The following is a 26,848-nucleotide window of genomic DNA, read 5'->3' on the forward strand; positions in this document are numbered from 1 at the left end:
CACGGGCGGCGGATCACTCGACGATCTCGCCGCCCGTCTTGCCGTAGAATATCCGCCACAGCGCCAGATCGTCGCTGAAATCGGCATAATGATGCTCGACCCCGGCCGCGACAAACAGCAGGTCGCCCGCAGCGAAAGGCGTTCGCTCACCGCCGTGGATCAGCACGCCCTCGCCGCTTATGACAGCGTAAAGCTCATCCTGCTCGTGCGGCGTCTGGCGGTTCGGCGGGACGGGAACCGACAGGCGGACATCGAGCGTCCCGCGTTTCAATGCCAGCACCGATCGTTCGCCCTCTGGTGTCGGCACTTGCGCCGCATAGTCGGCAAAGCGGATGACACCGCTGCGTATCGCATCGTCCATGGCGCTGCTCCTGCAAGCCTGCGTCACTCTAAACTCTGCCGATCCGGCTTGCCAGCCCGCACCCCGGCTGGCAAAGGCGCCCGGCTATGCCGATGGAAAAAACGTTCGATCCCGCCACTATCGAGGCGAAATGGGCCCATGAATGGGAAAGCCGCGGGCTGTATCGCCCTGCGCGTCCCGATGCGACACCCTATACGATCGTCAATCCGCCGCCGAACGTTACCGGCGCGCTCCACATCGGGCATGCACTCGACAATACCTTACAGGACGTGCTCGTCCGCTACGAACGCCTGCGCGGCAAGGACGCGCTCTGGGTTGTCGGTATGGATCATGCCGGCATCGCGACGCAGATGGTCGTCGAGCGCCAGCTCGAGGCGCGGCAGGACAAGCGCACCAATTACAGCCGCGAAGAATTTATCGACAAAGTCTGGCAATGGAAGGCCGAAAGCGGCGGCCAGATCACCGGCCAGCTCCGCCGTCTCGGCTGCTCGATGGACTGGGGCCGCGAACAATTCACGATGGACCCGCATTTCACCGAGGCCGTGGTCAAGGTGTTCGTCGACCTCCACAAAAAGGGCCTGATCTACCGCGACAAAAGGCTCGTGAACTGGGATCCGAAGCTCAAGACCGCGATTTCGGACCTCGAGGTCGAGACGCACGAGGTTCAGGGCGGCTTCTGGCACTTCAAATATCCGCTCGCCGACGGTGTCACACTCGACGATGGCCGCGATTATATCGAGGTCGCGACGACGCGCCCCGAAACGATGCTCGCCGACATGGCGGTCGCGGTGCACCCCGACGATGCACGCTACAAGAGCGTCATCGGCAAGGACATTCTGCAGCCAATCACCGGTCGCCGCTTCAAGATCGTCGCCGACGAGCATGCCGATCCCGAGCTTGGATCGGGCGCGGTGAAGATCACCCCGGGACACGACTTCAACGACTTCGAGGTCGGCAAGCGCGCGGGCATCCAGCCCGGCCGCATGTTCAACATGTTCGACGAAGACGCGAATGTGCAGCAGGTGTCGGACCGGCTGATTCCCGACGACTTTCTCGGCCTGCACCGCTTCCGCCGCAACGGCGAGGACGGCGCACGCGAACTCGTCGTCGCGATGATGAAGGAAGAGGGCTTCCTCATCCCGCACATCGACAAGGACGGCAACGAGCATGACGCCGAACCGCGCACGATCCAGACGCCGTTCGGCGACCGCGGCGGCGTGGTAATCGAACCCTGGCTGACCGACCAATGGTATGTCGACGCCGAAACGCTCGCCCAGCCGCCGATCGCGGCAGTGCGCGACGGCCGGATCAACATCGTCCCCAAGACGTGGGAAAAGACCTTCTTCAACTGGATGGAGAATATCCAGCCTTGGTGCGTCTCGCGCCAGCTTTGGTGGGGCCACCGCATTCCCGCTTGGTACGGTCCCGAAATCATGGCCGACGGCGAGCTCAGCTATCTGCTCACCGCCAAGGGTCAGCTCGGCCGCGAGCCGGTGTTCGTCGCGAACAGCTTCGAGGAAGCCGCCGCGCAGGCGCGCGAATATTACGCGACCAAGCCCAAATATGCGAACGGCGCCGAGATCATCGAACTCAGCGGCGACGAGGATGAAACGCGCGCCTTTATCAAGGCGGTCCGTGAAAACCCGGACAATATCGAGATCGCGCTCCGCCGCGACCCCGACGTTCTCGACACCTGGTTCTCCTCGGCGCTCTGGCCCTTCGCGACGCTCGGCTGGCCCGAGAGCACCGACCTCGTGAAGCGCCACTACCCCAACGACGTCCTCATCTCGGGCTTCGACATCCTGTTCTTCTGGGATGCGCGCATGGCGATGCAGGGCATGGAGTTCATGGGCGACGTTCCGTGGAAGACGCTCTACCTCCACGGCCTCGTCCGCGCGCCCGATGGCGCGAAGATGTCGAAGTCGAAGGGCAATGTCGTCGACCCGCTCGGCCTCATCGACCAGTACGGCGCCGACGCGCTGCGCTTCTTCATGTCGGCGATGGAAAGCCAGGGCCGCGACATCAAGATGGATGACGCGCGCCTCGCGGGCTATCGCAACTTCGCGACCAAGCTGTGGAACGCCGCACGCTTCTGCGAAGCCAATGGCATTGCGGCCTCGACCAGCTTCGAGGCGCCCGCAGCGACGCTACCCGTCAACCGCTGGATCATCGGCGAGGTCGCCGCGACCGTCGCCGCGATGGAGACAGCCTTCGCCGCCTATCGCTTCGACGAGGCAGCGAACGCGATCTACAGCTTCGCCTGGGATCGTTTCTGCGACTGGTATCTCGAGCTGATCAAGGGCGCGATCGATGACGAAACCAAGGCCGTCGCTGGCTGGGTGCTCGACCAGATCCTCGTCATGCTCCACCCCTTCATGCCCTTCATCACCGAAGAGCTTTGGACGGGCCTTGGCGACCGCGCCGATTACCCGCTGATCACCGCGAAATGGCCGGCACCGGCTGGCGCGCGCGATGCTGAGGCCAGCGCCGACATCGACTGGCTAATCAAGCTGGTCAGCGAATTGCGCGCCGCCAAAGCCGAACTCGGCCTGCCGCCGGGTGCCCGCCTGACCGCACATTTCCCGGCGTCGCTGAAGGGCCGCACCGACAAGCTCGCGGCGCAGCTTGACCGCCTTGCGCGCCTCGAGAGCGTCAGCTTCGATCCCGCTCCCGCAGGCGCCTCGGCGCAGCTCGTCGTCGAGGGTGAGACGATCACCGTTCCTCTCGAAGGGGTGATCGACATCGCCGCCGAGCGCGACCGCCTGACCAAGACGCTCGCCGCCGCGACGAAGGAACGCGACGGCCTCGCCGGCCGCCTGAACAACCCGTCGTTCGTCGAGCGCGCCAAGCCCGAAGCGGTCGAAAAGGCGCGCGCCGACCATGCGGCCAAGGAAGCAGAAGCTGATCGGCTGACCGCCGCACTGGCGCGGCTGGGGTGATGCGCGGCTGGCAGGCTCCGCTTCTGGCCACGGCGCTGCTGCTTGCGGCGCCGCTTGCCGCAAGCCAGGCCACGCCGCACACCCCCGCCGTCGGCAGCGCCGAGCGCAAGGCGATCCTCGACGCACTGCGCTCGCATCCCGATTTCCGTTTTACCTTTCGCCATCTGCGCGTGTGGCAGGATGGCGATCGCGCGATCGCCTATGCCGAGGGCGACAATGGCGTCATCGGCGGCTTCAAGATCATCCTCTCCCGCGACGGCGATGCAGGCTGGCGGACGGTCTGGGGCGAAGGCGACGGCGGCAGCGATAGCTGCGCCGCAGGCGCGCGACATTACGCATGGGCGGTGACGCTCATCGCATCCTATCATATTGACGCCGACAAGCTCTTCCCCGGCATCACCGACCAGACCCGCGAATTCGAACGCATGGCGAAAGAGGATCCCGAACTCCAGTGCACCGGCGACCTCGAAGGCGGCCCGGAATGATGGAAGTTCGGCGGTGAGCGACGAGCCCCATATCACCCCCACTCCCGTTGCGGCAGCGGCGGATCCTGCGGCCAGCCCGGTCCCGCCGCGCCAGACCGCGCGCGGTGGTGGACGGATGGACCTGACGACGGGTCCGATCACGAAAACGCTGATCCTCTTCGCCCTGCCCACCCTCGCGTCGAACATCCTCCAGACGCTGTCGGGTTCGGTGAACTCGATCTGGGTCGGACAATTTCTGGGCGAAGGCGCGTTGGCTGCGACCGCCAATGCGAACATCATCATGTTCCTGATGTTCGGCGCCTTCTTCGGCTTCGGCATGGCGGCGACGGTGCTGATCGGCCAGTCGATGGGCCGCGGCGATATCGATGCAGCGCGCCGCGCGACCGGCGGGGTGATCGGCCTCGCGCTTATCTTTTCCGTCGTCATCGCAATACTCGGCTGGTTCGCCTCGGACCGCATCCTCCACTGGCTGAAAACCCCGCCGGAAGCTTTTGCGCTGGCGCATGACTATCTGCGCGTCACCTTCCTCGCCGTCCCCGCCTCGATGCTCTCCGTCACACTGATGATGGCCTCGCGCGGCGCAGGCGACGCGGTGACGCCGCTCCGTTTCATGATCCTCGCGGTCGTCCTCGACATCGCCTTCAATCCGGTGCTGATCCTCGGCCTCGGCCCCTTCCCGCGCATGGGCATCGCCGGCAGCGCGCTAGCGACCGCCCTCGCCGGCACGATCAGCCTCGCGGGTATGATCGGCTGGTTCTATGCAAAGAACCACGTCCTCCGCCTTCGCGGCCGCGAACTCGCCTATCTTTATCCCAAATGGTCCGAGCTACGCTTCATCATCGGGCGCGGCCTTCCGATGGGCGCGCAAATGCTCGTCATATCGGGCGCGGGGCTCGTCATGGTCGGCCTCGTCAACCGCGAGGGGCTCGTCACCGCCGCCGCCTATGGCGCGACGCTCCAGCTCTGGAACTATATCCAGATGCCCGCACTCGCGGTCGGCGCCGCGGTCAGCTCGATGGCGGCGCAGAATATCGGCGCCGGGCGCTGGGATCGTGTGTCGTCGGTGACGAACAGTGGCATCGCGATCAACCTTGCGATGACCGGGGTGCTCATCGTCTTGCTCCTGATCTTCGATCGCGCCGCGCTGGCGCTTTTCCTCGGCAGCGAAAGTCAGGCGATCGACGTCGCACGCAATATCCAGTTGATCGCGACGTGGACCTTCCTGCCGTTCGGCACGACGATCGTGCTCATCAGCACCTTGCGCGCCAACGGCTCGGTCGTCCCGCCGCTCGTCATCCTGTTCCTGTCGATGTTCCCGATCCGGCTTGGCATTTACTATTTCGGCTATCCGGCGATCGGCAGCGACATCCTCTGGTGGAGCTTCCCACTCTCGTCGCTTGCCTCGCTGGCGATGGCCTGGGCGATCTATCGGCGCGGAGGCTGGCGACGCACCCTGCCCCAACCGGCCAGTTGAGCGGCACGCCGCTTTCGACCAAGGCGCGCGCAGCTTCGACTGGCGGCCCGGCGCCCGCTAGCCATCGACCGCGATTTGACGCTAAAGCAGCGTCAATGAATATGACAAATCGCAAAGACGCGCTGCGCGATCAGCGCGCGAAAATGCTGGCGGTCGATCCCGACTGGCGCGCGTCCGACGCGCGCGTCAATCCGCGCGTCGCGATAGGTTCGATCATTGCGATGTGGGTGATCTATTTCCTGATCACCACGGTCCTCGCCATGCTCACCGGCGCGCCCGAGCAATGGACCTCGTCCGGGCGCCGCGCCGTTGTCGTGATCGCGGGCATTCTCTGCACCTTCGTCCTGTACCAACTGCTCCAGCGCGCCCAGCCGCAAAGCTTCGGCGCCCGCCTCGCGGCCGCGATGGGCGCGGCTGTACCGCTCGTCATCGTCTATGCGACGATCAACCTGCTCGTTTTCTATTACTGGTTCCCCGTGGCCGACAGCGCCAAGCTGATCGAGGAAATGCAGACCAAATATCCGGGCGCCTGGGAAATCATGCTGATCCTCGACAGCTCGATCCGCTGGTATTTCTTCTTTGCTGTCTGGGCAGCGCTCTATGTCGCCTTCGGCTATGCCAATGAAATGCGTGCGGTCGAGCGCCGCGCAAATCACTTCCGGATCGAGGCGCAGACGGCGCAGCTTCGCGCCCTCCATTATCAGGTCAATCCGCACTTCCTGTTCAACACGCTCAACTCCCTGTCGACGCTCGTTCTCAAGGGATCGAAGAGCGAGGCCGAGACGATGATCATGAATCTCGCCTCGTTCCTCCGGTCGAGCCTGGCGGTCGACCCCGAGCAACTCGTCAGCCTCGACGAGGAAATTGCGCTTCAACGCCTCTATCTCGACATCGAGCAGACTCGCTTCCCCGATCGCCTGCAGGTCGAAGTAACGATGCCGAAAGAGCTGGAAAACGCCCGCGTTCCCGTGCTGATCCTGCAACCGATCATCGAAAATGCGATCAAATATGGTGTCGCCCCGAGCAAGGGGAAGATCGCGATCAGCCTGCATGCCAGTGCCGAATATGGTTTGCTGGTACTCCGCATCGAAAATGATATCGACCCCAAGGCGCCGGTTCCAGCGTCGGGCACTGGCCTCGGCCTCGGCAATGTCCGCGAACGCCTTCTCACGCGTTACGGCCCCGCCGCAGGATGCGAATGGGGCAAGTCCGACACCGGGGGATTTGTCGTATCGCTTTGGCTGCCATTCGCACGGGAGGCTAGTTGACCATGATCCAGACGCTTCGCACGCTGATCGTCGACGACGAACCGCTTGCCATTGAACGATTGCAAATCCTCACCGGCCAGCAGGACGGCATTTCGCTCGTCGGCACCGCCAGCGACGGCGCCTCGGCGCTCCGCATGGTCGATGCGCTGGCTCCCGATCTCGTGCTTTGCGACATCGCAATGCCCGATCTCAACGGGCTGGAGGTTGCCGCCGCGATCGAAGGATTGGACAATCCCCCCGCGGTCGTCTTCGTCACTGCCTTCGATCGCTATGCGGTCGCGGCCTTCGATGTCGCGGCGGTCGATTATCTGCTCAAGCCGGTGTCTCCCGATCGCCTCGCCCGCGCTCTGTCCCGAGTACGCGAATGGCGCGCGACCGAGCGATCTCCCGCGCAGAAAAGTAAATGGATCAACGAATTCTGGGTGCAGAACCGCGGCGAGATGCTGCGCATCGACGCAGGCCAGGTCGATTTGATCGAGGCGGAGCGCGATTATATGCGGCTCCATGTCGGCGGCCGCAGCTGGTTGATCCACCAGACGATCAAATCATTGGAAGCGCGTATGAACCCCGACCAGTTCATGCGCATCCACCGGTCGAAAATGATCCGCCGCGAAGGGATTGTCGGATTGAAGCATCATGGCGACGGCGCATGGAGTGTCGATCTGGGTGAAGGCGGTGTGCACCGCATCGGCCGCACCTATCTTCACGATGTAAAGGCGATCATGCACGCCTGAGAAAAAAAAGGCGGCCATGCCGCCGGGGCATGACCGCCTTTTTCGCGTCGAAACCGACACTAAGTCAGGGGGCAGCGACGACCAACGCGCCGCGGTCGGCCAAAAGGGCATTCTGCCCGCTGAACACGCTTGCAAGCTGGGTGTCGGCTGCGCGACTGGCCGCGTCTTCGCAGGCACGGACATCGGCGCGTTCGGCAAGCGTGCGGCGGCTGTGCGAGCTGCAAACCTGACGGATTGCCGTTTGCACCCGTCCCGTCAGCCGATCGCGGCCCTTTTCGCTCGACAGGTTGAGGTCATCGTATCGAACGGTGACGCTTTTCTGCTCCTTGTTCGAATCCGATGCAGCGGAAGGCACGCTAAGCCCTGCCGCCGCCAAGGGCGCCGCGAGCAGAATGAAAGAAAATTTCGCCATGGGGGAGTCCTCTCGTCAAAAGGATGCGGGATACCGGTTGGCGGACCGGGGAGACCGTTGCCCGATATCCCGCAAGAAGGTGATACCCTCTGGACGTCATCAGAATCGCGTTTGGATCGATCGGTACGGACTACCGCTCGATTTGCAGACGAAAGACGTTAATCCGTCGACGAACGGCCGACCGGCAGGAAATATCGTAACGGCGGGACTGTATCGGACATATGGCTGCCGCCGAATTTGGCGTTAGCGGAGAAACTATCTTGCGCTACAAGAGCGTCCATGCGCGCTCGATTGTTCCGCTGGTCGATCATAACGCTCGCCGGAGTTGCCGGCGGCCTTGCGCTGGGCGAGGTCGCGACGGGATCTCGGAGTGGCAGCGGCCGCGGCGAGCCCGCATCCTTTTCGCGACTTAGCGCGAATCCGGCGGCCTTGATGCCACAGGGCAAGGGAGCATCTCCCTGCCCCGATTGCCCGGACAGCTATGGCGTCGCGGCACGGCTGCGGGCGCTTCGCGACGATCGAGCGGGCGACGACAGGATGAGCGACGAATTTCGCGAATTGGGCGCGGTCGATCTCGACGCGCCGACAAGGACATACGCCGACGACGACTATCGCTATGGCGGGCGCTTTCCCGATCCGCCGCCTGTCGTGGCGGACAGAAATCCTGCGCCTCCCACGACAGCGGATTGGCCTTCGCTCGGCGACAATGCGGCCGATCCGCCGCCCGAACATTAGGGCTTAACGGGGCGGCGTTGCCGGCGCAGCGCAACGCGTCGTATCGCCGGCCTTGCACGCCGCGACATCGGCTTCCCACTTCATTCTTTCCTCGGCCGACATCGCTGCAACGCGCGCTTTCTCCGCTTCATAAACAGCCGTTTCCTCACTGAACACCTGCTGATCATGCGCTACCTGTTGCTCGGCAGCAGACACTTCCTGTTGATAGGTCGTGTTGTCGGCCTTCGCCCGCGCGGCCTGTTCGGCGTTAAGCCGGGCGGTATTGGAGCGTTCTTCCGCGGTGGTGCCATCCTTGACGGGCTTGGCTGCTGCCTCGGGCGCAGTCTGGAACGCCGCAACCTGACCGGGCATGAGCAGCGCGAATGCGGCGGTAGCCGCCCAAATCTTGATGGTCATCGAAGCATCTCCTTCAATCGATCGGTCTGCGGGTCAAACGCTCTGCCCGGTGGGGCGTTCCCCGGGCGAATTGACCTCGCCACGGGCAATCGCCATGCTGGACATTTCCTTCATGTCCGATCGGCCGATCAATTGCCAGCGCCACCGAAGCACCCTCTCAATCGTCCGGTCTTCTTCACCCCGCTCGCGGTGCTCCTCGCCGCCGTCGTCCTCAGCCTGTGGCGGGGCCCCGACGTCGTTTTGGCCGAAACGGCGATCAACGACTGGATATTGCAGAATTTTTCTCCGCTCTTCGCCTGGGCGGGAATCGGCTTTCTTGCGTTGCTTGCGGGGATAGCGCTTTCACCGCTCGGCGGGCGGATCATCGGCGGGCCCGGCGCCAAGCCGATCCTGACCCGCTGGCGTTGGTTCGCCGTAACGCTTTGCACGACGATCGCCACCGGCATTCTGTTCTGGGGCGCCGCCGAGCCCCTGTTTCACCTCAATGATCCACCCGCGATGCTCGGACTTAAACCGGGCAGCGATGCCGCAGCGACCTTTGCCATGTCGACGATGTTCCTGCACTGGACGCTGACACCCTACGCCATCTACACCGTTGCGGGGCTTGCCTTCGCACTCGTCTATTACAACCGCCGCGAGCCCTTCAGCCTGTCGTCGCTGTTCGTTCCCTTGCTCGGCCGGCGTGCGCATGGCCCCGTCGGGACGGGGATCGATATCATCTGTCTTTATGCGCTGGTCGCGGGAATGGCGGCATCGCTCGGCGCCGGCCTGCTCGCACTTGCAGGCGGGATCGAGGGAATTGGCGGCATTGAGGGCGGAACGGCGCTGCGCTGGGGAATAGCTGCAGCGATCGTCGGCAGCTTCCTGATCTCGGCCGCGACCGGATTGCAAAAGGGTATCGCCGGCCTCTCAGTGCTAAATACATGGATATTCTTTGCAATTATCGCCTTCGTCCTCATCGCCGGCCCCACCGCCGAAATGATCGGCCTGTCGCTACGCGGCACCTTCGACTACTTCCAGACCTTCGTTCCGCGTAACCTCGGCCTCGACGTCGATACCGACTGGCATCGGCAATGGACGATCTTCAACTGGGCCAACTGGTTCGCCTGGGCGCCCGTGACCGCGCTGTTCCTTGGCCGCCTCGCCGTCGGCTACAGCGTGCGCGCGTTCATCATGTACAATCTCATCCTGCCGTCGCTCTTCGGCGCGGTCTGGATGACAGCCATAGCGGGCGCTACGATCCTGTTCGACCAGCAGAGCGGCGCAAGCCTCTATGCTGTCCTGACAGCCCAAGGCCCCGACCCCGTGTTGTTTCGCCTGTTCAGCGCACTGGGCGGCGGTCCCGTCGTTGCCGGGATCGTGCTCTTCGCTATCTTCCTGTCTTATGTCGCGGGCGCCGACGCCAATGTCTCGGCGATGAGCGCACTGTCGACGCGCGGTATCACGCCTGACGCGCCCGAGGCGCCGCTGTGGGTGCAGGCGGTGTGGGGTGTGACCGTCGGGCTGGTCGCGATCGTGCTGGTCGCGGGTGGCGGCATCGACGGCATTCGCATGATGTCGGTACTCGGCGGTTTCCCCGCGCTGTTCGTCATCATCGGCGCGGCGCTGTCGCTAAGCGTGATGGCGGTACGGGGACGGCACGAAGCCGCCCCCGCCGAATCCTGAGAAAGGGGCCTCAAGACTACCAGATCCGTGTGCGTTCCTCGGGCTTCAGATAATATTTGGCGCCCGCGGCGACGCTGAACGCCTTGTACCACGCATCGACGTTGCGCACCGGCCCGATGATACGCCAGCGCGCCGGGCTGTGCGGATCGCTCGCGACCTGCTGCTTGATCGCATCTTCGCGCTGCTTGGTCCGCCAAGCCTGCGCAAAGGCGAGAAAGAAGCGCTGGTCGCCGGTCAGGCCATCGATCACCGGCGCCGGTTTTCCACCCAGCGATCGACGATAGGCGTCATAGGCGACCTCCAGCCCGGCTAGATCGGCGATATTCTCGCCCATCGTCAGGTCGGGGTTGATGAAAGATCCCGGTGCTGCCTCATAGGTCGCATATTGTGCGCCGAACGCCTTGGCCTGCGCATCGAAACGCGCCGCATCTTCGGGCGTCCACCAGTCGCGCACCGCCCCTTCAGCGTCGATCTTGCGGCCCTGATCGTCGAAGCCGTGCGTGATCTCGTGGCCGATCACCGCGCCGATCGCGCCATAGTTTACGGCGTCGTCGACGCTTTCGCTGAAATAGGGTGCCTGCAGGATTCCGGCGGGGAACACGATCTTGTTTTCCAGCCCGCCATTATAGGCGTTCACTTCCTGCGGGTTCATCGACCATTTCTTGCGGTCGACCGGCTTGTTCAGGTCCGACAGCGCATAGGCATATTCGAACGCCGCACTGCGCTTCACATTGCCGTACAGGTCCGCGGGATCGATCTTGAGCCCGGAATAATCGCGCCATTTATCGGGATAGCCGACCATTACGTCCATCTTCGCTAGCTTAGCGAGCGCGGCTTCTTTCGTGGCAGGCGCCATCCAGCTGTTGTTCCGGATGCGGTCGCCCATCGCGAGCTTCAGGTTGGTGACGAGCACCTCCATCTTCGCCTTCGAGCTCGCCGGGAAATATTGCTTCGAATAGGTTTCACCGACGAGTTCGCCAAGGCTGCCGTCAACCAGCGTTAGCCCGCGTTTCCAACGTGGGCGCAGTTCGCCGACACCGCTCAGCGCCTTGGTATATTCGAAGCGGCTGTCGACGAACGCCTTCGACAGATAGGGTGCCGCATTGTCGGCGACATGGAATTGCTGCCACAGCTTGATCGTGTCGAGCGGCGTCTTGGCGTAGAGCGCCGCAATGTCGCGGATCGCACTATTCTCGTTGACGATGATGCGCTTTTGCGGCGCGATGCCCGACCCCGCGAACCATGCCTTCCAATCGAGACCGGGCGCATAGGCGGCAAGTTCGTCCGACGACATCGGGTTGTTGATCTTGCCGATGTCGCGGCGGTCGGCGATCGCCCAACTCACCTTGGCGATCTCGGTCTCGAACGCCATGATCGCATCGGCCGCCTTTTCGGGGTCGGCATTGCCCGCCATCTTCATCGTCCGCGCGATATAGGCGCGGTACGCATCGCGCTGCGGCTTGAAGCTGTCGTTCAGATAATAATCGCGCTCGGGAAGTCCCAGTCCCCCTTGCCCCAGCCACAACACATTGACCGTCGGATCAGCCGTGTCGGCATAGGGGCCACCGCCAACGATCGTCGCACCGAACGTTCCCTGCGTACTGCCCATGAAGCGGGCCATTTCGCTCTTGTCCTTGATCGCGGCGACTGCCGCCATATCGGCGAGCAACGGCTTGGCGCCAAGCGTTTCGACACGCGCCTCGTCCATGAAGCTTTGATAAAGGCCGCCGACCTGGCTCGTCGCGGGCGCCCCCGCGACGACCGCGCGCAACTGGCGCTGCGTCAGGTTATAGACGTCGTAATCGACCCCGGCCGAAGCCTGGTCCGACGGAATTTCGGTGCGCGCAAACCACGCGCCATTGGCATATTTGTCGAAATCGTCGCCGGGCTTCACCGACGTATCGCGGGCGCCGAGGTCGACGCCCCAATTGCCGAAGGTCAGCGCCTTCAGCGATCCGCTTTCGGTTCCGCCCGCGGCTTCGTCGGCCATCAGCGAAGGCGATGGCGAACCATCCTGCGCCAGTGCCGGCGCCGCCAATGCGGCTGCAATGGCCAGCGAGGCCACGCCCAAAAATCCCGTCTTCATTCCCCGTCTCCTTATTCCCCGCGCCGGTCCGAAGGGTCGACGAACATGGCAATGACTGTCCGCCCGTGACGCCAAGCGGTCAAGCGAGCGATACGACGCTTGGTCGAAGCCTTTGGGATGTTGGTGGAAAGGCTTGTCGGCGCACGCGCATTGCGGCGCGGCTCGAGCCACCCTATCTAGGGCCCAACCGCGCAAAACCGCACTTGCGCCCCTAGAACAAATCTGGAACATACCTCTCCATGAGTCTCACCCACATTAAAGTGCGCGGCGCGCGCGAGCATAATCTCAAAGGCGTCGACGTCGACCTGCCGCGCGATGCGCTGATCGTCATCACCGGCCTGTCGGGTAGCGGCAAATCGTCGCTCGCCTTCGACACCATCTATGCCGAGGGGCAGCGGCGCTATGTCGAGAGCCTGTCGGCCTATGCGCGCCAGTTCCTCGAGATGATGCAAAAGCCCGACGTCGAGCATATCGACGGGCTGTCGCCGGCGATCAGCATCGAGCAGAAGACGACCAGCCGCAACCCGCGCTCGACCGTCGCGACGGTCACCGAGATTTACGACTATATGCGCCTGCTCTGGGCGCGCGTCGGCATTCCCTATTCGCCGACGACCGGCGAGCCGATCAGCGCGCAGACGGTCACCGACATGGTCGACCGCGTGATGGCGCTGCCCGAAGGGACGCGTGCCTATCTTCTCGCGCCCGTCGTGCGCGGCCGCAAGGGCGAGTATAAGAAGGAACTCGCGCAGTGGCAGAAGGACGGCTTCACGCGCGTCCGCATCGACGGCGAATTCTACGAGATCGGCGACGCGCCGGCGCTCGACAAGAAATACAAGCATGATATCGAAGTCGTCGTCGACCGCATCGCGGTGCGCGAAGGCCTCGGTACGCGGCTCGCCGACAGCTTCGAGACCGCGCTCAAGCTCGCCGAAGGGCTTGCCTATGTCGACCTCGCCGACGGCCCGGTTCCGGGGCGCGAGGAAGAAGACACCGGCGGCGCGATGAAGGGCGCGGGGATCCCGGCGAACCGCCTGATCTTCTCCGAAAAATTCGCCTGCCCTGTCTCGGGCTTCACGATTGCCGAGATCGAACCGCGGCTGTTCAGCTTCAACGCACCGCAGGGTGCATGCCCGGCCTGCGACGGCCTCGGCGAACGGCAGGAGTTCGACCCCGACCTCGTCGTCCCCAACCATGCGCTCAGCCTGAAGAAGGGCGCGGTCGTACCTTGGGCGAAATCGAACCCGCCCTCACCTTATTATATGCAGGTGCTCGAAAGCCTCGGCAAATCCTATGGCTTTGACCTTACGACCCCGTGGCAGGATCTGCCCGGCGAGGTGCAGCTGATCATCCTCTACGGCACCGGCGGCAAGCCCGTCGAGCTGACCTTCAAGGACGGTAAGCGCACCTACACGACGAATAAGGCGTTCGAGGGCGTCATCGGCAATCTCAACCGCCGCCTGCTCCAGACCGAAAGCGCGTGGATGCGCGAGGAACTGAGCAAATATCAGGCGCCGCACCCGTGCGAGACCTGCCATGGCGCGCGCCTCCGCCCCGAACCGCTCGCGGTGAAGATCGCGAGCGAGGACATCAGCATGTCGGCGCAGCGTAGTGTCGCGGATGCCCTCAATTGGTTCAGCACGCTCGACGAGAAGCTGAACGACACGCAAAAGCAGATCGCCAAGGCGATCCTAAAAGAGATCAACGAGCGCCTCGGCTTCCTCAACAATGTCGGGCTCGATTACCTCAACCTCAACCGTACCTCGGGCACGCTCTCGGGGGGCGAGAGCCAGCGCATCCGCCTCGCTTCGCAGATCGGCAGCGGGCTGTCGGGCGTGCTCTATGTCCTCGACGAGCCGAGCATCGGCCTCCACCAGCGCGACAACGACCGGCTGCTCGCGACGCTCAAGCGCCTCCGCGACCTCGGCAACACCGTGATCGTCGTCGAACATGACGAGGATGCGATCCGCCACGCCGATTATGTCGTCGACATGGGCCCCGGCGCGGGCCTCCATGGCGGCGAGATCGTCGCCGAGGGCACGCTCGACGAAGTGCTCGCGAACACGAAGAGCCTGACCGCGGCGTACCTCACCGGTGCCAAGAAGATCGAAGTGCCGAAGCATCGCCGCAAGGGCAACGGCTTCGACCTCGTGCTCAAGGGCGCGCGCGCGAACAACCTCAACAATGTCACCGCGAAAATCCCGCTCGGTACATTCACCTGCGTCACCGGCCTGTCGGGCAGCGGCAAGTCGAGCCTGATCATCGACACGCTCTATGCCAGCGCAGCACGCGTGCTCAACGGCGCGCGGATGATCGCGGGACCGCACGACAGCCTGAAAGGGCTGGAGCATTGCGACAAGGTGATCGACATCGACCAGTCGCCGATCGGCCGCACCCCGCGGTCGAACCCCGCGACATATACCGGCGCCTTCACGATCATCCGAGACTGGTTCGCGGGGCTGCCCGAAAGCCAGGCGCGCGGTTACAAGCCCGGGCGCTTCAGCTTCAACGTCAAGGGCGGACGCTGCGAGACCTGCACCGGCGACGGCCTCATCAAGATCGAGATGCACTTCCTGCCCGACGTCTATGTGACGTGTGAGACGTGCCACGGCAAACGCTACAACCGCGAAACGCTCGAGGTGAAGTTCAAAGGCCACAGCATCGCCGACGTGCTCGACATGACGGTCGAGGATGCTGCCGAGTTCTTCAAGGCGGTGCCGTCGATCCGCGAAAAGATGGCGATGCTCGTCCGCGTCGGACTCGGCTATATCAAGGTCGGGCAGCAGGCGACGACGTTGTCGGGCGGCGAGGCGCAGCGCGTCAAGCTCGCCAAGGAACTCTCGCGCCGTTCGACCGGTCAGACGCTCTACATCCTCGACGAGCCGACCACCGGCCTCCATTTCGAAGATGTCCGCAAGCTGCTCGAAGTGCTGCAGGCACTCGTCGATCAGGGGAACAGCGTCGTGGTGATCGAGCATAATCTCGATGTCATCAAGACCGCCGACTATATCCTCGACCTCGGCCCCGAAGGCGGGGTCAAGGGCGGCGAGATCGTCGCGGCGGGAACGCCCGAGCAAGTGGTGAAGGAGAAGCGCAGCTTCACCGGGCAATATCTGGCGCCGCTGCTGGGGAAATGATCCAACCCCGCTACTCGCGGACGCGCTGCGCAGGGATGTGCGGCCGGATAGGTTCCGCGTAGCGCCTTAAATCTTCCGATCCCTCGGCTGCGTGAAGGAAGGCCAAGCTTGCCGGGGCGAAAGGATTGTTGCGCCCGTCAAAAGTGATGATAACGTTCTCATTTCCATAATATGGGGATGAGGCGATGAAATTCTACGCGGTTGCTTTGACGCTTTCAGCCTTGTTTTCTTCAGCCATCGCGAATGCCGAAGGCTTTCTGACGGTCGAGGGCACCCGCATCGTCGACACTTCGGGCAAACCCGTCATCCTCCGCGGAATGGGGCTCGGCGGCTGGATGCTGCAGGAAGGATATATGCTGAAGCTCGGCGAGGTCGGGCAACAGCATCAGATCCGCGCTAGGTTGGTCGAACTTGTCGGTGAGGAGCGCACTGCGACCTTCTATCGCGCATGGCTCGACAACCACACGACCGAAGCCGACATCGCGCAGATGGCGAAATGGGGTTTCAACTCGGTGCGCTTGCCGATCCATTTCGACCAACTCACGCTGCCCGCTGACAAGGAGCCCAAGGCTGGACAGGACACTTGGCACGAGGAAGGTTTCCAGCGCATCGACCGCCTGCTCGCATGGAGCAAAGCGAACGGCATCTATCTGATACTCGACCTCCACGCCGCGCCCGGCGGTCAGGGCAACGACCTTGCGATCTCCGACCGCGACCCCGCCAAGCCGTCGCTTTGGGAAAGCGAGGAAAATCAGCGCAAGACCGTCGCGCTGTGGAGCAAGATCGCGGCGCGCTACAAGGACGAGCCGTGGATTGGCGCCTACGACCTCATCAACGAGCCCAATTGGAGCTTTGCGACCCCCGGCAAGGGCAATGGCTGCGACGAGACCGAGAACAAGGCCGTCTGGGATCTGCAGAAGCGCATCACCAAGGCGATCCGCGCGGTCGACAGCAAGCATATCGTAATTATCGAGGGCAATTGCTGGGGCAATAACTACAAGGGCCTGCCACCCGCGTGGGACGCCAATATGGTGCTGAGCTTCCACAAATATTGGAACCGCAACGACGAAGCGAGCATCGCCGAGATCAAAGCGCTGCGTACCAGCTATAACCGCCCGATCTGGCTCGGCGAGTCGGGCGAGAACAGCAATGGCTGGTATCGCGACGCGATCGCGCTGGTCGAGGGAGACGGGATCGGCTGGAACTTCTGGCCGCTCAAGAAGATCGGCTTCAACCAGCCGCTCGAGATCGTCGCCGGCGACGGATGGATGAAGATCGTCGCGTGGATGACCGGCAAGGGCCCGAAGCCCGCCGCCGACGAAGCCTTCGCCGCGATGATGCAGCTCGCCGAGAACACGCGGGTCGACAGGAACGTTCCGAAACCCGACGTCATCGACGCAATGCTCCGGCAGCCGCGCGACGCGAGCTACCGCGCCTTCGCGCCGCGCACGCTCGGCACGACACCGCTGACCATCGCCGCCGCCGACTATGATCTTGGCCCACCGGGCGTCGCCTATCACGACGGCGTCGACGGCAATTATCACGTCGCGACCGGCGGCGAACGGACGCCGTGGAACAATGGCACCACCTATCGCAACGATGGTGTCGACATCGCGCGCGAAGCCGACGGAACGCCCTATGTCAGCGATTTCGTCACGGGCGAATTCATGCGCTACAGCGCCGATGTCGCAAAGGACGGACGCTGGACCGTCTCGGCACGCATACGTTCGGCGAAGGGGGGGCGCGTCGGCATCGACGAGCGCGGCGTCGCAATTCCCGCGAGTACCGTCTGGCACGTCGTCAAGCTCGCCGACGTCGACCTGCCCGCCGGTCCCGGCGCGGCGACATTGCACGCGATCGATTGCAGCGATTGCGAGGTCGCCGCGCTGATCTTTACTCCGCGCTGACCGGAACCCGATCCCCTTGCCGCGCGTCCTGTCTGCACAAGCGGACGGGGCGTGCAGTGGAGGAATGCCAATGTCCATGATCGCCGTCTTTTTCGGCCGCCTGTTCATCGCCCTGATCTTCATCGTTTCGGGGATCAACAAGCTGATCCATGTCAGCGATACCGATGCGATGATCTCTGCCGCGGGATTGCCCGGCGGCCTCGCCGTCCCCACCGGATTGTTCGAGCTGCTCGCGGGCATCTGCCTCGCATTCGGCATCGCAACCCGGCTCTGGTCGGTGCTGCTTGCAGGCTTCGTGTTGCTGACGATCCTTTTCTTCCATCGCGAGTTTACCGATCCGGTGCAGGCGATGGCGGCGATGAAGAACCTCGCGATCGCGGGCGGGCTGCTCTGCCTGTTTGGCTATGGCAACACGCGCTGGAGCTATGATGCCCTGCGCGCAAGGAGGCGGGCGGAAGTGGCCGAAAGTGCCGCGCAGCGTCACGCGACCGAAGCGGAACTTCGGGCGGCGCGGGCCGAGGGACGCGCCGAAGCGGCCGGGGCCCCGGTGGCCGTCGAAAAGCGTCCTTTCTGGAGGCGTTAGACCTTCGCGCTTGGCATCGCGTGCCGTCTGCGCTAGCCTTCACTTAACGTTTACGTAAAGGGAGGGTTTGCCATGGCGTCCCGCGATCTCGACATCGTTGTTTACGGCGCGACCGGTTTCACCGGTCGGCTCGTCGCCGAATATCTCGCGCACCAATACAAGGACCGCAGCGACGCGCCGAAATGGGCGATGGCGGGGCGTAGCCTGGAAAAGCTGGCCGAAATACGCGACCTCATCGGCGCGCCGCAAGAAACTCCGCTGATCGTCGCCGACGCGAGCGATCCCGCGAGCCTCGACAAGATGGCGGCGAGCACGCGAGTTGTCCTCACTACGGTCGGCCCTTACCAGCTTTACGGCAACGAACTCGTCGCCGCCTGTGTCCGCGCGGGCACCGCCTATGCCGACCTTTGCGGCGAGCCGGGCTGGATGCGCGAGATGATCGACGAACATGAGGCCGCCGCCAAGGCCTCCGGTGCGCGTATCACTTTCAGCTGCGGCTTCGACTCGATCCCCTTCGATCTCGGCGTCTCGTTCCTGCAGGCCGAGGCCGTCAAACGGCACGGCCAGCCCGCACCGCGCGTGAAGGGCCGCGTCCGCAAGATGGCGGGCGGCGCCTCCGGCGGCACGATCGCGAGCCTGACCGAGACGCTGAAAGCGATCGCGAAAAAGCCTTCGCTCGCGCTGCTCCTCAAATCCTCTTTTGCGCTGACCCCGGGCTTTGAGGGTCCGTCGCAGCCGACCGGACTGATCCCCGAATATGACAGCGCGACGGGCACCTGGACCGCGCCCTTCGTGATGGCGCCGATCAACACCAAGAACGTCCATCGGACCAACTTCCTGCTCGGCCACCCCTGGGGTCAGGATCTGGTGTATGACGAGATGGTGATGACTACGATCGGCGATGCGGGCAAGGCGATGGCCGAAGCGATGGCAAAGGCCAACCCGTTCGATCCGAGCATCAAACCCGGCGACGGCCCGAGCAAGGAAGAACGTGAAAACGGGTTTTACGACATCCTTTTCGTCGGTGAATATCCCGACGGGACCACCGTGCGGGCGAGCGTTCAGGGCGACCGCGATCCCGGCTATGGCTCGACATCGAAGATGCTCGCCGAAACGGGAATCGCACTGCTCGAGAACAAGGGTGCGGGCGGCATATGGACGCCGGGCGCGCTGCTCGGCGACGCGCTGATCGCGCGGTTGACGGCGAACGCCGGATTGACGTTCCAGATCGAGGAATAAACATAGGATGACGACCTCTCCCAGCGCGCTCGACGCGCTTCTCTCCACCGTGCGTGTCGATGGCGACGTCGCGACCGCGCATATCGACGATGGCTGGATGCAGGGCCGCACCGCCTATGGCGGGATCAGTTCGGCAGTCGCGCTGGCGGGGGCGATGGCGCTGCATCCGACCGAGACCCCGCTACGCTATGCCCAGATCAGTTTCGTTGGCCCCGTCGGCGGCGATTGCACCGTCGAAACGCGTGTGCTGCGGCAATCGAAATCGAGCCTGTTTATCGATGCCGGCGTATCGAGCGATCAGGGTTTCGGGACCGCGGCGGTGTTCGCTTTTTCGGGCGACCGCCAAAGCCATCTCGACCACAACCGCCTCGGCATGCCTGACGCCCCCGATCCGGAAACGCTGGAGCCGGTTCCCGAGCATAAGGCACGTCCGAGTTTCGTGCGGCATTTCGATATGCGCCCGACCACCGGCCCACGCTTTGCGTGGAAAAGCGATGTCGGCGAATATCTGACCTGGGTGCGCTTCGTCGAGGAGCCCGCCTGCCATCCCGCAATCGCGCTTCTCGCGATGGGCGACGCCCTGCCCCCCGCTGCGATGGCCTTGTTCAGCGAGTTCGGTCCGATCAGTTCGATGAACTGGACGGTGAACATGCTGACCGGCAATCCGCAAACCGACGACGGCTGGTGGCTGCTCTCGGCCAAGACGGGCTATGCGCGCCACGGCCTGTCGGTGCAGGACATGATGCTGTGGAACCGCGCCGGCGAACCGGTGCTGAGCGGCAGTCAGGCGATCGCGATCTACGCCTGAACCGGCAGCTCGATAATCGCGTCGAGACCTCCGCCGGAGCGGTTGTGGAGCGTCAGGGCGCCGCCTTCGCCTTCGGCGATGTCGCGCGCAATCGACAGGCCCAGCCCGGCACCACCCGTGGCGCGGTTGCGTGACTGTTCGCCGCGCGCGAAGGGTTCCACCAGCGTCCGTATCTGTTCTTCGGTTAGCCCCGATCCGTCGTCCGACACGATGATGCGTGCCCGCCCCGCCTCTGCCGTGACCGAAAGCCGCGCCCGGAGGCCATAGGCGACGGCGTTGTCGGTCAGATTGCGCAGCGCCCGCTTGAGCAGCATGGGCCGCGCCAAAACGTTGACGCCGGCGACATCCTCCATCGCGACATCCTTGCCGCGTTCCTGATAATCCGCGACCAGTTCGCCAACCAGCTCGCGAAGCGGAATGCGCTCCTTCGCCTCGGTTCCCGCGCCCGACCGTGCAAGCGCCAATATGTCGCTGAGCATCGCGGTCATTTCCTCGATACTCGCAATCATCTTGTCGCGCAGCCTATCGTCGTCGACCTGCTCCACCCGCACGCGCAGGCTTGCAAGCGGGGTGCGCAGATCGTGACCGACGGCGCCGAGCATACGGTCCTTGTCCGAGAGCATTGTCGAAATTCGTGCGCGATAGGCGTTGAATGCGGCAATCAGATCGCGGACGTCCGATGGCCCTTCTTCGTCGAGCGGCTCGGCATCGCGCAGCGCCGGATTGACCCGCGCCGCGCGGGTCAGATCGCGCAACGGCCGCGCCGCGCGCCATGCGATGAACATGATCGGGACCAGCAGCAGCAGATAGAGCGACAGCGTCTGCCAGACGAGAAAGCCCTGCAGCCGGTTGCCCCCCGCCGCGATGCGCGAGCGTACGGCGAAATAGCGGCCATCGACCTTTGCCACGACGACAACCGCGCGGTCGGGAAATTCGGGTCGCCGCAGCCGCTGGCGTTCGCGCAGCGGAAGCGCCCAGGCGTCGACCGATTCAACCTGGATATTGGTTTCGTCCAGCAAGCCTCTGACATATTTGGCAAGATCGGGAAGCGGTGTTGCGCCGACGGGCAGCGGCGGCATAGTGTCCGAAATCTGGAGCTTTTGCGCACGCTCGCGCGCCTCCTCATCGGACTGGGGGCGCCTGAAATCGCCGCGACGGTCGCGCTCGATCGCATCGATGACACGCGCGACCGCCATGCCGCCGCCATGCGCCAGCGCCTGCTGCTTCATCCCGCGCGACAACAGAACGAAATTGATCGCCTGCGCGACGAACAGCATCACCGCGACGGCGAAAACAAGCTGGCCGATCAGGCTTCGGGGCCACAGGCGCAGTTTCATGCCGCCGGCCCCATGCGCTTGACTTCACAGGCGAGCGTATAGCCCCCGCCCCACACCGTCTTGACGATCTGGGGATGGGCGGGATCGACCTCGATCTTCTTGCGCAAGCGGCTGACCAGATTATCAATCGCGCGATCGAATATATCGGCTTCGCGCCCGCGCACCATGTCGAGCAGGCGGTCGCGGCTCATCACCTGCCGCGGATGGCGCACCAACGCGTGAAGCAAATGATATTCGCCCGACGACAGCGCGACCTCATTGCCTTGATCGTCGACGAGCACGCGTTCGACCTCGCGCAGCACCCAGTCGCCAAAGGCATAATAGGTGCCGCCGGGGTCGAGCGCCCGCCCGCCCTGCTGCGTTCGGCGTAATACGGTGCGGATGCGCGCAACGAGTTCGCGCGGATTGAAGGGTTTAACGACATAGTCGTCGGCGCCGATCTCCAACCCGATGATACGTTCGGTATCCTCGGCGCGGGCGGTCAGCAGAATGACGGGAATGCTGCTCGTCTCGCGCAGATGGCGGGTCAGCGAGAGGCCATCCTCGCCCGGCATCATGATATCGCTGACGACCAGGTCGATGCCTTGCGCGCGCAGCACCGAGCGCGCCTCGGCGGCGCTCGCCACATCGGTCACCGCGAAGCCCTGCGCGGTCAGATATTCGCCCAGCGGCTCACGGATCGAAGGTTCATCGTCGATCAGCAGGATTCGGGGCGTATCACTATCGGTCATGAGGGTTCCGTCGAAAAGATGCTAGTTCGCCCACCGACCGCAGGGGCCGATGGGCGATAGCTGGCAGGGACCGGCAACAAAGGCAATGCCGGGAGGGGAGGAGGGCCTGCGCCTTGCCGCGCGGCCCCTGCCAAATGGCTTAAGGGTTGGCGGGAGCTGCCGGGGCAGTGCCGCCGCGCTTGGCGCGCCAGGCGCTGCGCTGGGCCTGACGTTCCTCCGGCGTGACCTGCCCATCCTTATTCGCGTCGGCGGCATCGAAGCGCGCGAGCGCCGCGGTCTGGAATTCCGCCAGGCTGATCGCCTTGTTACCATCGGTATCGGCCTTGCCCATCATCATGCCGCGATGACCGCCACGCTTGCCGTGATGACCGCGCATGCCGCCTCGCTTGCCGTCGCCGGCCTCGGCACGCTTCTCGCCACGCTCGGCGCGTTTTGCGGCGCGGTCGGCACCATGCTGGTCCCACTCGGCCTTGCTGATGCTGCCGTTGCCGTCGGCATCGAGGCTGGCAAAGCGCTTCGCCTGCATTTCGGCGTGCCGCGCTGCGCGGTCGGCCGCGTCGACCTTACCGTCCTTGTTCACATCCATCTTCGCGAACATCTCCGCCGTCTTGGTCTGCACCTCGGCGCGGGTCTGGACGGCATTGCGGTCGGCGCCGCCGGGAGCAGCGAGAACGGGCACGGCGATCAGCGCGGAGCCCAGCATCAAAAGAGAAATTTTCTTCACGTAACGAACTCCTTCAAGGGACGCCCGGGGAAAGGCTGTTGTCCCGATGACGACCTTTTAGGCACCATTTGTCCCAACCAATTGCCGGATAGGCGAAAAATTGTCGCAACATGTCGCAGAAGCCGTGCCCCGTTCATTTGCCGGCAAGCGACGCGGGGGAGAGTTGCCGCGACCGTATACTAAATCTAGGGTCGGCCCAAATTCCCCAGGAGAGAGAATCGCATGACCGACCACGCACCCGATCGACGGGCAATTCTTGCCGGAATAGGTAGCCTTGCCGTCGCCAGCGTCGCGGGGCCCGTCGCGGCAAAAGAAAGTCCCGACGCTCGCCTCGACGCGCTACTCTCGAATCAATTCGAACAGGGGCTGCGCGACGATCCGACGCGCGCGACGTCACTCGGCATCGATACCGGAACCCGCGCTGCGCTACGTGCGAAATTCCCCGACTGGTCGCCCGCGGCGCGCACGGCGCGGACAAAGCAGATCGACCGCGACCTTGCCGCGGTCCGCGCGATCAAGGCCGACACACTCGGCGATGCATCCCGCATCGCGCATGACAGCGCCGAATTCGATTTGGTCACGCGGCAGCGTCTTGCGCGGTTCACCTATCACACCGGCGGGTTCGGTCACCGTCCCGGCCCCTATGGCGTCACCCAGCTTGGCGGCTTCTATACCGGCGTCAGCACCTTCCTCGACAGCCAGCACCCCGTTGCGACCAAGGCCGACGCCGATGCCTATATGACGCGGCTTCAGGCGATCCCCGCGCTGTTCGACGCCGATACCGACATCGTGAAGGCGAATACGGCGATGGGGGTGGTCGCGCCGCGCTTCATTCTCGATCAGGCGCTACAGCAGCTCGCGCGCCTGCGCGACGGCGAGGTCGGCGGCAAGACACTGGTCGCGTCGATCGCGAAGCGCAGCACCGCGATCGGGCTTTCGGGCTATGGAGAACGTGCCGCCGCGGTTTTCGACGGACCGATCCGTGCCGCGCTGACGCGCCAGATCGAAACGCTCACCGCCCTCCTCCCGCGCGCCGGCACCGATGCCGGTGTTGCGCGCCTGCCCGACGGCGAAGCCTATTATGCCGCCACACTCGCGCAGCATACGACGACGAACCTTAGCCCGGCGGAAATCCATCGTATCGGCCGCGAGCAGGTCGCTGACCTGACGGCGCGGATGGATGTTCTCCTGAAGGCGCAGGGCTATACGACCGGCAGCATCCGCGACCGGCTGAATGCGCTCGGTAAGGCCGAGGGCCAGCTGTTCGCCAATGACGACAGCGGGCGCGCCGAAATGCTCGCCTATCTGAACGGCCTGCTCGTCAAGATCCGCGGCCGCCTGCCGCAGGTGTTCACCCGCCTGCCGAAGGCGCCCTATGAAATCCGGCGCGTGCCGCCCGAGATCGAGATCGGTGCGCCGGGCGGATCGGCGCAGGCGGGCACGCCAGATGGATCGCGCCCCGGCATCTTCTTCATCAACCTGCGCGATACCGCCGAATGGCCGCGCTACACGCTCCCCACCCTCGCCTATCACGAAGGCGCGCCGGGGCATCTGTTCGAAGGTGCGTTGAAGTTCGAGGATGGCGAACTGCCGCTTTACCGGCAGGCGGCGTCGGTTACCGCCTATGGCGAAGGCTGGGGGCTCTATGCCGAACAGGTCGCGGACGAACTCGGCATGTATGAGGACGATCCGCTCGGCAAGATCGGCTATCTCGCCTCCTATGCCTTTCGCGCGTCGCGGCTGGTCGTCGACACCGGCCTGCACGCGATGGGATGGAGCCGCGAGCAGGCGATCGATTATATGGTTGCCAATTCGTCGACCTCGCCGACCGCGTCGCGCACCGAGATCGACCGCTATATCGTCTATCCGGGTCAGGCCTGCGCATATAAGGTCGGGCAGATCGCGATCAGCCGCGTTCGCGATGAGGTGTCGAAACGTCCGGGCTACGATATCAAGCGTTTCCACGATGTCGTACTGGGCGCCGGACGCATCCCGCTTGCCGTGCTCGAACGGCGCGTTCGTGCGGCTTTTCCTGCCTAGAAACGAGTAAGCCCCGTCGCATTTCTGCGGCGGGGCTCCCTAGACTTCGTCCGAAGACAGAAGTCAAATTCCACTCTTTCTTTCGATCAAGCAGATAGAAGAAACGCGGCCGGAACGAGTTGGTTCCCGCCGCGCGAAATTTTTTTAACTCAGCTTTCGCGCCGCAGCCGAACCCAGGATCAGGAACAGCACGACCAGCGCCAGGCCAACGAAGAACAGGATCTTGGCGATCCCAGCGGCCGCACCGGCGACACCGCCGAAACCGAGCGCCGCAGCCAGCAGTGCGATTACGGCGAAGATCAAGGCCCATTTGAACATCTGACGTCTCCTTGCATAGGCGCGCGGCTCCGGCTTCGAAAGCATGCAGCTTCCAAGGGGAAACGGCCTGTCGCCGCGCCTCAAATTTCTGATTGTCGTTCCGAAGGCATAACAACCACAGCACCCGAAAGTTCCTGTTCTTCGAAGAAAGCCCCTTGCCTAACCCGTCGGCGATGCGTTTAAGCGGCCGTCGATCGAGGGAGTTTTCATGCGCATTTCATCGCTTAACCGGCTGCTCGCCGCAGCCGCACTGACGCTCTGCATTCCGGCTTCGGCCAGCGCCCAGCAGAGCGATGCGGCGCCGACGCAAGGCACGGCCTGGCTCAACAAGCAGATGGCGGCGCTTGCCGAGCGGAACGGTGCCGACGGCTGGCGTGTGACGCGGAGCGGGCTGCGCTGGCGCCGGATCGCGGGCGACGGCAGCGGCGCGCACCCCGGCCCGACCGACGAGGTTACCGTCCATTATGTCGGCACTTTCGCCGACGGCCGTGAGTTCGACAGTTCGGTGCGCCGCGGCGTGCCGACGACCTTTCCGCTCAACCGCGTGATCGACGGCTGGCAGGAAGGCGTCGCGTTGATGGGCGTGGGCGACAAGGTCGAACTCGCGATCCCCTGGCAGCTTGCTTATGGCCCGGACGGCACGGGACCAATCCCGGGGGGAGCGACCCTGCTGTTTACGGTCGAGCTGCTCGGTATTAAGCCCGCCGGCTGACACCAAGAAGCGGACGCCCCTATTGCGGTTTGGACGCCGACATGAACACTTCGCCCGTCGCCGGGTCGACCGAAAGCGTCGGCGAGTTCTTGCACGGGAAGGACGAATTCATCGCGATCAGAAACAGCATGTGCGTCGACACCTGCCGGCTCTGCGGATGCTCGCGAAGATATTTGTGGAAGATGTCCCGGTTCTGCTCATAGGTCGCGCCCGCGGGCAGGCAATAGACCGCCTCCTCGGCAGATTTGTCCGCGTTCATCACTGGCGCATCGGCCATGCCCATGAAATATCCGATGCACGCGCTATAATCCTTCGCGCTTGCAACGCACTGGTTGTAATAGGAATTGCCGCCCGCGAGGCTCTCGCGCGCTTGAAAGGCCGCGCCCTCGGCCGGAATCGACCCCGCCAACAGAGCCAGAGCAACCAGTCGCTTCATTCACCCTCCCCGGGCTTTTGTCCGATCGTCATTCTATACCCTAAGCGCGCGCCGGCATAATGATATGCGACAGTCTGCATCGACCCGAAAAACCACCCGGCGTCACCGTGACATCTACTTGGGGCAGGAAAGTTAAAAGGCTGGTCCGAACCCATTGGTTCGGAAGGTGGAGCGGGTAGCGGGAATCGAACCCGCCTAGCTAGCTTGGAAGGCTAGAGCATTACCACTATGCTATACCCGCATCTCCAAGGTCGGCGGCGATTGCCATTTTGCCCGCCCGCCGTCAAGCGCATCATTGAGAACATCTTGGCAACATGATAAAGA

General features: G+C 63.9%; 23 protein-coding genes and 1 tRNA gene. 14 read left to right on the forward strand and 10 right to left on the reverse strand.

Annotation, left to right across the window (positions count from 1 at the left end; genetic code table 11):
- Positions 1 to 13: 13 nt before the first annotated feature.
- The gene (locus BLW56_RS14535) at positions 14 to 361 is read right to left on the reverse strand and encodes a cupin domain-containing protein (protein WP_093511378.1); all 348 of its coding nucleotides are present in this window, start codon (positions 359 to 361) and stop codon (positions 14 to 16) included.
- Between the two features lie 86 nt (positions 362 to 447).
- On the opposite strand from BLW56_RS14535, the gene BLW56_RS14540 reads away from it, so the two are divergent.
- The 5 genes from BLW56_RS14540 (at position 448) to BLW56_RS14560 (ending at position 7,261) form a co-directional block, all read left to right on the forward strand.
- Positions 448 to 3,300, forward strand: a complete 2,853-nt coding sequence (locus BLW56_RS14540; protein WP_093511379.1) for a valine--tRNA ligase — start codon at positions 448 to 450, stop codon at positions 3,298 to 3,300.
- The gene (locus BLW56_RS14545; protein WP_093511380.1) at positions 3,300 to 3,785 is read left to right on the forward strand and encodes a hypothetical protein; all 486 of its coding nucleotides are present in this window, start codon (positions 3,300 to 3,302) and stop codon (positions 3,783 to 3,785) included. Before BLW56_RS14540 ends, BLW56_RS14545 begins: the two co-directional genes overlap by 1 nt.
- A 13-nt stretch (positions 3,786 to 3,798) precedes the next feature.
- Positions 3,799 to 5,259: an MATE family efflux transporter gene (locus BLW56_RS14550; protein ID WP_256203482.1), complete on the forward strand. Its 1,461-nt coding sequence runs from the start codon at positions 3,799 to 3,801 to the stop codon at positions 5,257 to 5,259.
- Positions 5,260 to 5,360: 101 nt separating this feature from the next.
- Complete coding sequence (locus BLW56_RS14555; protein WP_256203483.1) at positions 5,361 to 6,527, forward strand: sensor histidine kinase; 1,167 nt, start codon at positions 5,361 to 5,363, stop codon at positions 6,525 to 6,527.
- 2 nt (positions 6,528 to 6,529) lie between these two features.
- Positions 6,530 to 7,261 carry a LytR/AlgR family response regulator transcription factor gene (locus tag BLW56_RS14560; protein ID WP_093511382.1) on the forward strand — a complete coding sequence of 244 codons (732 nt, stop codon included), beginning with the start codon at positions 6,530 to 6,532 and terminating at the stop codon, positions 7,259 to 7,261.
- A 64-nt stretch (positions 7,262 to 7,325) separates the two neighbouring features.
- On the opposite strand, the gene BLW56_RS14565 is transcribed toward BLW56_RS14560, so the two are convergent.
- The gene (locus BLW56_RS14565; protein ID WP_093511383.1) at positions 7,326 to 7,673 is read right to left on the reverse strand and encodes a UrcA family protein; all 348 of its coding nucleotides are present in this window, start codon (positions 7,671 to 7,673) and stop codon (positions 7,326 to 7,328) included.
- A gap of 279 nt (positions 7,674 to 7,952) precedes the next feature.
- On the opposite strand from BLW56_RS14565, the gene BLW56_RS14570 reads away from it, so the two are divergent.
- On the forward strand, positions 7,953 to 8,408 hold the full coding sequence (locus tag BLW56_RS14570; protein WP_143043471.1) for a hypothetical protein: 456 nt from the start codon (positions 7,953 to 7,955) through the stop codon (positions 8,406 to 8,408).
- 3 nt (positions 8,409 to 8,411) lie between these two features.
- Here the strand turns inward: BLW56_RS14570 and BLW56_RS20950 are convergent, their stop codons facing one another.
- Positions 8,412 to 8,804: a hypothetical protein gene (locus tag BLW56_RS20950; RefSeq protein ID WP_256203484.1), complete on the reverse strand. Its 393-nt coding sequence runs from the start codon at positions 8,802 to 8,804 to the stop codon at positions 8,412 to 8,414.
- Positions 8,805 to 8,936: 132 nt separating this feature from the next.
- On the opposite strand from BLW56_RS20950, the gene BLW56_RS14575 reads away from it, so the two are divergent.
- Entirely contained in the window at positions 8,937 to 10,469 is a 1,533-nt protein-coding gene (locus tag BLW56_RS14575) for a BCCT family transporter (protein WP_256203485.1), read from the forward strand.
- Between the two features lie 16 nt (positions 10,470 to 10,485).
- On the opposite strand, the gene BLW56_RS14580 is transcribed toward BLW56_RS14575, so the two are convergent.
- Positions 10,486 to 12,555 carry a M13 family metallopeptidase gene (locus BLW56_RS14580; RefSeq protein WP_093511386.1) on the reverse strand — a complete coding sequence of 690 codons (2,070 nt, stop codon included), beginning with the start codon at positions 12,553 to 12,555 and terminating at the stop codon, positions 10,486 to 10,488.
- 239 nt (positions 12,556 to 12,794) lie between these two features.
- Here BLW56_RS14580 and uvrA point away from each other — a divergent pair, with 239 nt between their 5' ends.
- The 5 genes from uvrA (at position 12,795) to BLW56_RS14605 (ending at position 20,226) form a co-directional block, all read left to right on the forward strand.
- Positions 12,795 to 15,689: an excinuclease ABC subunit UvrA gene (gene uvrA, locus BLW56_RS14585; RefSeq protein WP_093511387.1), complete on the forward strand. Its 2,895-nt coding sequence runs from the start codon at positions 12,795 to 12,797 to the stop codon at positions 15,687 to 15,689.
- A gap of 221 nt (positions 15,690 to 15,910) precedes the next feature.
- The gene (locus BLW56_RS14590) at positions 15,911 to 17,596 is read left to right on the forward strand and encodes a cellulase family glycosylhydrolase (protein ID WP_218140525.1); all 1,686 of its coding nucleotides are present in this window, start codon (positions 15,911 to 15,913) and stop codon (positions 17,594 to 17,596) included.
- Positions 17,597 to 17,666: 70 nt separating this feature from the next.
- Positions 17,667 to 18,179, forward strand: coding sequence for a DoxX family protein (locus BLW56_RS14595; RefSeq protein WP_093511389.1), 513 nt, complete (start codon positions 17,667 to 17,669; stop codon positions 18,177 to 18,179).
- A 72-nt stretch (positions 18,180 to 18,251) separates the two neighbouring features.
- Entirely contained in the window at positions 18,252 to 19,418 is a 1,167-nt protein-coding gene (locus BLW56_RS14600; RefSeq protein ID WP_093511390.1) for a saccharopine dehydrogenase family protein, read from the forward strand.
- 7 nt (positions 19,419 to 19,425) lie between these two features.
- Positions 19,426 to 20,226, forward strand: a complete 801-nt coding sequence (locus BLW56_RS14605; RefSeq protein ID WP_093511391.1) for an acyl-CoA thioesterase — start codon at positions 19,426 to 19,428, stop codon at positions 20,224 to 20,226.
- Here BLW56_RS14605 and BLW56_RS14610 read toward each other — a convergent pair.
- The 3 genes from BLW56_RS14610 to BLW56_RS14620 all read right to left on the reverse strand — a co-directional run bounded on the left by BLW56_RS14610 (position 20,217) and on the right by BLW56_RS14620 (position 23,018).
- Positions 20,217 to 21,563 carry a sensor histidine kinase gene (locus BLW56_RS14610; RefSeq protein ID WP_093511392.1) on the reverse strand — a complete coding sequence of 449 codons (1,347 nt, stop codon included), beginning with the start codon at positions 21,561 to 21,563 and terminating at the stop codon, positions 20,217 to 20,219. The two genes, BLW56_RS14605 and BLW56_RS14610, sit on opposite strands and share 10 nt — an antisense overlap.
- The gene (locus BLW56_RS14615) at positions 21,560 to 22,294 is read right to left on the reverse strand and encodes a response regulator (RefSeq protein WP_093511393.1); all 735 of its coding nucleotides are present in this window, start codon (positions 22,292 to 22,294) and stop codon (positions 21,560 to 21,562) included. The genes BLW56_RS14610 and BLW56_RS14615 overlap by 4 nt, the downstream gene beginning before the upstream one ends.
- 139 nt (positions 22,295 to 22,433) lie before the next feature.
- A complete protein-coding gene (locus tag BLW56_RS14620) occupies positions 22,434 to 23,018 on the reverse strand; it encodes an EF-hand domain-containing protein (protein ID WP_256203486.1) in 585 nt (194 codons plus the stop codon).
- A 222-nt stretch (positions 23,019 to 23,240) separates the two neighbouring features.
- Here BLW56_RS14620 and BLW56_RS14625 point away from each other — a divergent pair, with 222 nt between their 5' ends.
- Complete coding sequence (locus tag BLW56_RS14625; protein ID WP_093511395.1) at positions 23,241 to 25,058, forward strand: DUF885 domain-containing protein; 1,818 nt, start codon at positions 23,241 to 23,243, stop codon at positions 25,056 to 25,058.
- A 144-nt stretch (positions 25,059 to 25,202) separates the two neighbouring features.
- On the opposite strand, the gene BLW56_RS14630 is transcribed toward BLW56_RS14625, so the two are convergent.
- Entirely contained in the window at positions 25,203 to 25,376 is a 174-nt protein-coding gene (locus tag BLW56_RS14630; RefSeq protein ID WP_093511396.1) for a DUF1328 family protein, read from the reverse strand.
- Positions 25,377 to 25,584: 208 nt separating this feature from the next.
- Here BLW56_RS14630 and BLW56_RS14635 point away from each other — a divergent pair, with 208 nt between their 5' ends.
- Positions 25,585 to 26,088, forward strand: a complete 504-nt coding sequence (locus tag BLW56_RS14635) for an FKBP-type peptidyl-prolyl cis-trans isomerase (protein ID WP_093511397.1) — start codon at positions 25,585 to 25,587, stop codon at positions 26,086 to 26,088.
- A gap of 19 nt (positions 26,089 to 26,107) precedes the next feature.
- Here BLW56_RS14635 and BLW56_RS14640 read toward each other — a convergent pair whose 3' ends face one another.
- Both BLW56_RS14640 and BLW56_RS14645 read right to left on the reverse strand, forming a co-directional pair.
- The gene (locus BLW56_RS14640) at positions 26,108 to 26,524 is read right to left on the reverse strand and encodes a Rap1a/Tai family immunity protein (RefSeq protein WP_093511398.1); all 417 of its coding nucleotides are present in this window, start codon (positions 26,522 to 26,524) and stop codon (positions 26,108 to 26,110) included.
- A 167-nt stretch (positions 26,525 to 26,691) separates the two neighbouring features.
- A tRNA-Gly gene (locus BLW56_RS14645) sits at positions 26,692 to 26,765 on the reverse strand.
- Positions 26,766 to 26,848 lie beyond the last annotated feature (83 nt).

The organism is Sphingopyxis sp. YR583 (assembly GCF_900108295.1).
Lineage (GTDB): Bacteria > Pseudomonadota > Alphaproteobacteria > Sphingomonadales > Sphingomonadaceae > Sphingopyxis.

Coding starts and splice junctions, on each gene's coding strand:
- BLW56_RS14535 (WP_093511378.1), bottom strand. CDS start 361: ATGGACGATGCGATACGCAGCGGTGTCATCCGCTTTGCCGACTATGCG.
- BLW56_RS14540 (WP_093511379.1), top strand. CDS start 448: ATGCCGATGGAAAAAACGTTCGATCCCGCCACTATCGAGGCGAAATGG.
- BLW56_RS14545 (WP_093511380.1), top strand. CDS start 3,300: ATGCGCGGCTGGCAGGCTCCGCTTCTGGCCACGGCGCTGCTGCTTGCG.
- BLW56_RS14555 (WP_256203483.1), top strand. CDS start 5,361: ATGACAAATCGCAAAGACGCGCTGCGCGATCAGCGCGCGAAAATGCTG.
- BLW56_RS14560 (WP_093511382.1), top strand. CDS start 6,530: ATGATCCAGACGCTTCGCACGCTGATCGTCGACGACGAACCGCTTGCC.
- BLW56_RS14565 (WP_093511383.1), bottom strand. CDS start 7,673: ATGGCGAAATTTTCTTTCATTCTGCTCGCGGCGCCCTTGGCGGCGGCA.
- BLW56_RS14570 (WP_143043471.1), top strand. CDS start 7,953: ATGCGCGCTCGATTGTTCCGCTGGTCGATCATAACGCTCGCCGGAGTT.
- BLW56_RS20950 (WP_256203484.1), bottom strand. CDS start 8,804: ATGACCATCAAGATTTGGGCGGCTACCGCCGCATTCGCGCTGCTCATG.
- BLW56_RS14580 (WP_093511386.1), bottom strand. CDS start 12,555: ATGAAGACGGGATTTTTGGGCGTGGCCTCGCTGGCCATTGCAGCCGCA.
- uvrA (WP_093511387.1), top strand. CDS start 12,795: ATGAGTCTCACCCACATTAAAGTGCGCGGCGCGCGCGAGCATAATCTC.
- BLW56_RS14595 (WP_093511389.1), top strand. CDS start 17,667: ATGTCCATGATCGCCGTCTTTTTCGGCCGCCTGTTCATCGCCCTGATC.
- BLW56_RS14600 (WP_093511390.1), top strand. CDS start 18,252: ATGGCGTCCCGCGATCTCGACATCGTTGTTTACGGCGCGACCGGTTTC.
- BLW56_RS14605 (WP_093511391.1), top strand. CDS start 19,426: ATGACGACCTCTCCCAGCGCGCTCGACGCGCTTCTCTCCACCGTGCGT.
- BLW56_RS14610 (WP_093511392.1), bottom strand. CDS start 21,563: ATGAAACTGCGCCTGTGGCCCCGAAGCCTGATCGGCCAGCTTGTTTTC.
- BLW56_RS14615 (WP_093511393.1), bottom strand. CDS start 22,294: ATGACCGATAGTGATACGCCCCGAATCCTGCTGATCGACGATGAACCT.
- BLW56_RS14625 (WP_093511395.1), top strand. CDS start 23,241: ATGACCGACCACGCACCCGATCGACGGGCAATTCTTGCCGGAATAGGT.
- BLW56_RS14630 (WP_093511396.1), bottom strand. CDS start 25,376: ATGTTCAAATGGGCCTTGATCTTCGCCGTAATCGCACTGCTGGCTGCG.
- BLW56_RS14635 (WP_093511397.1), top strand. CDS start 25,585: ATGCGCATTTCATCGCTTAACCGGCTGCTCGCCGCAGCCGCACTGACG.
- BLW56_RS14640 (WP_093511398.1), bottom strand. CDS start 26,524: ATGAAGCGACTGGTTGCTCTGGCTCTGTTGGCGGGGTCGATTCCGGCC.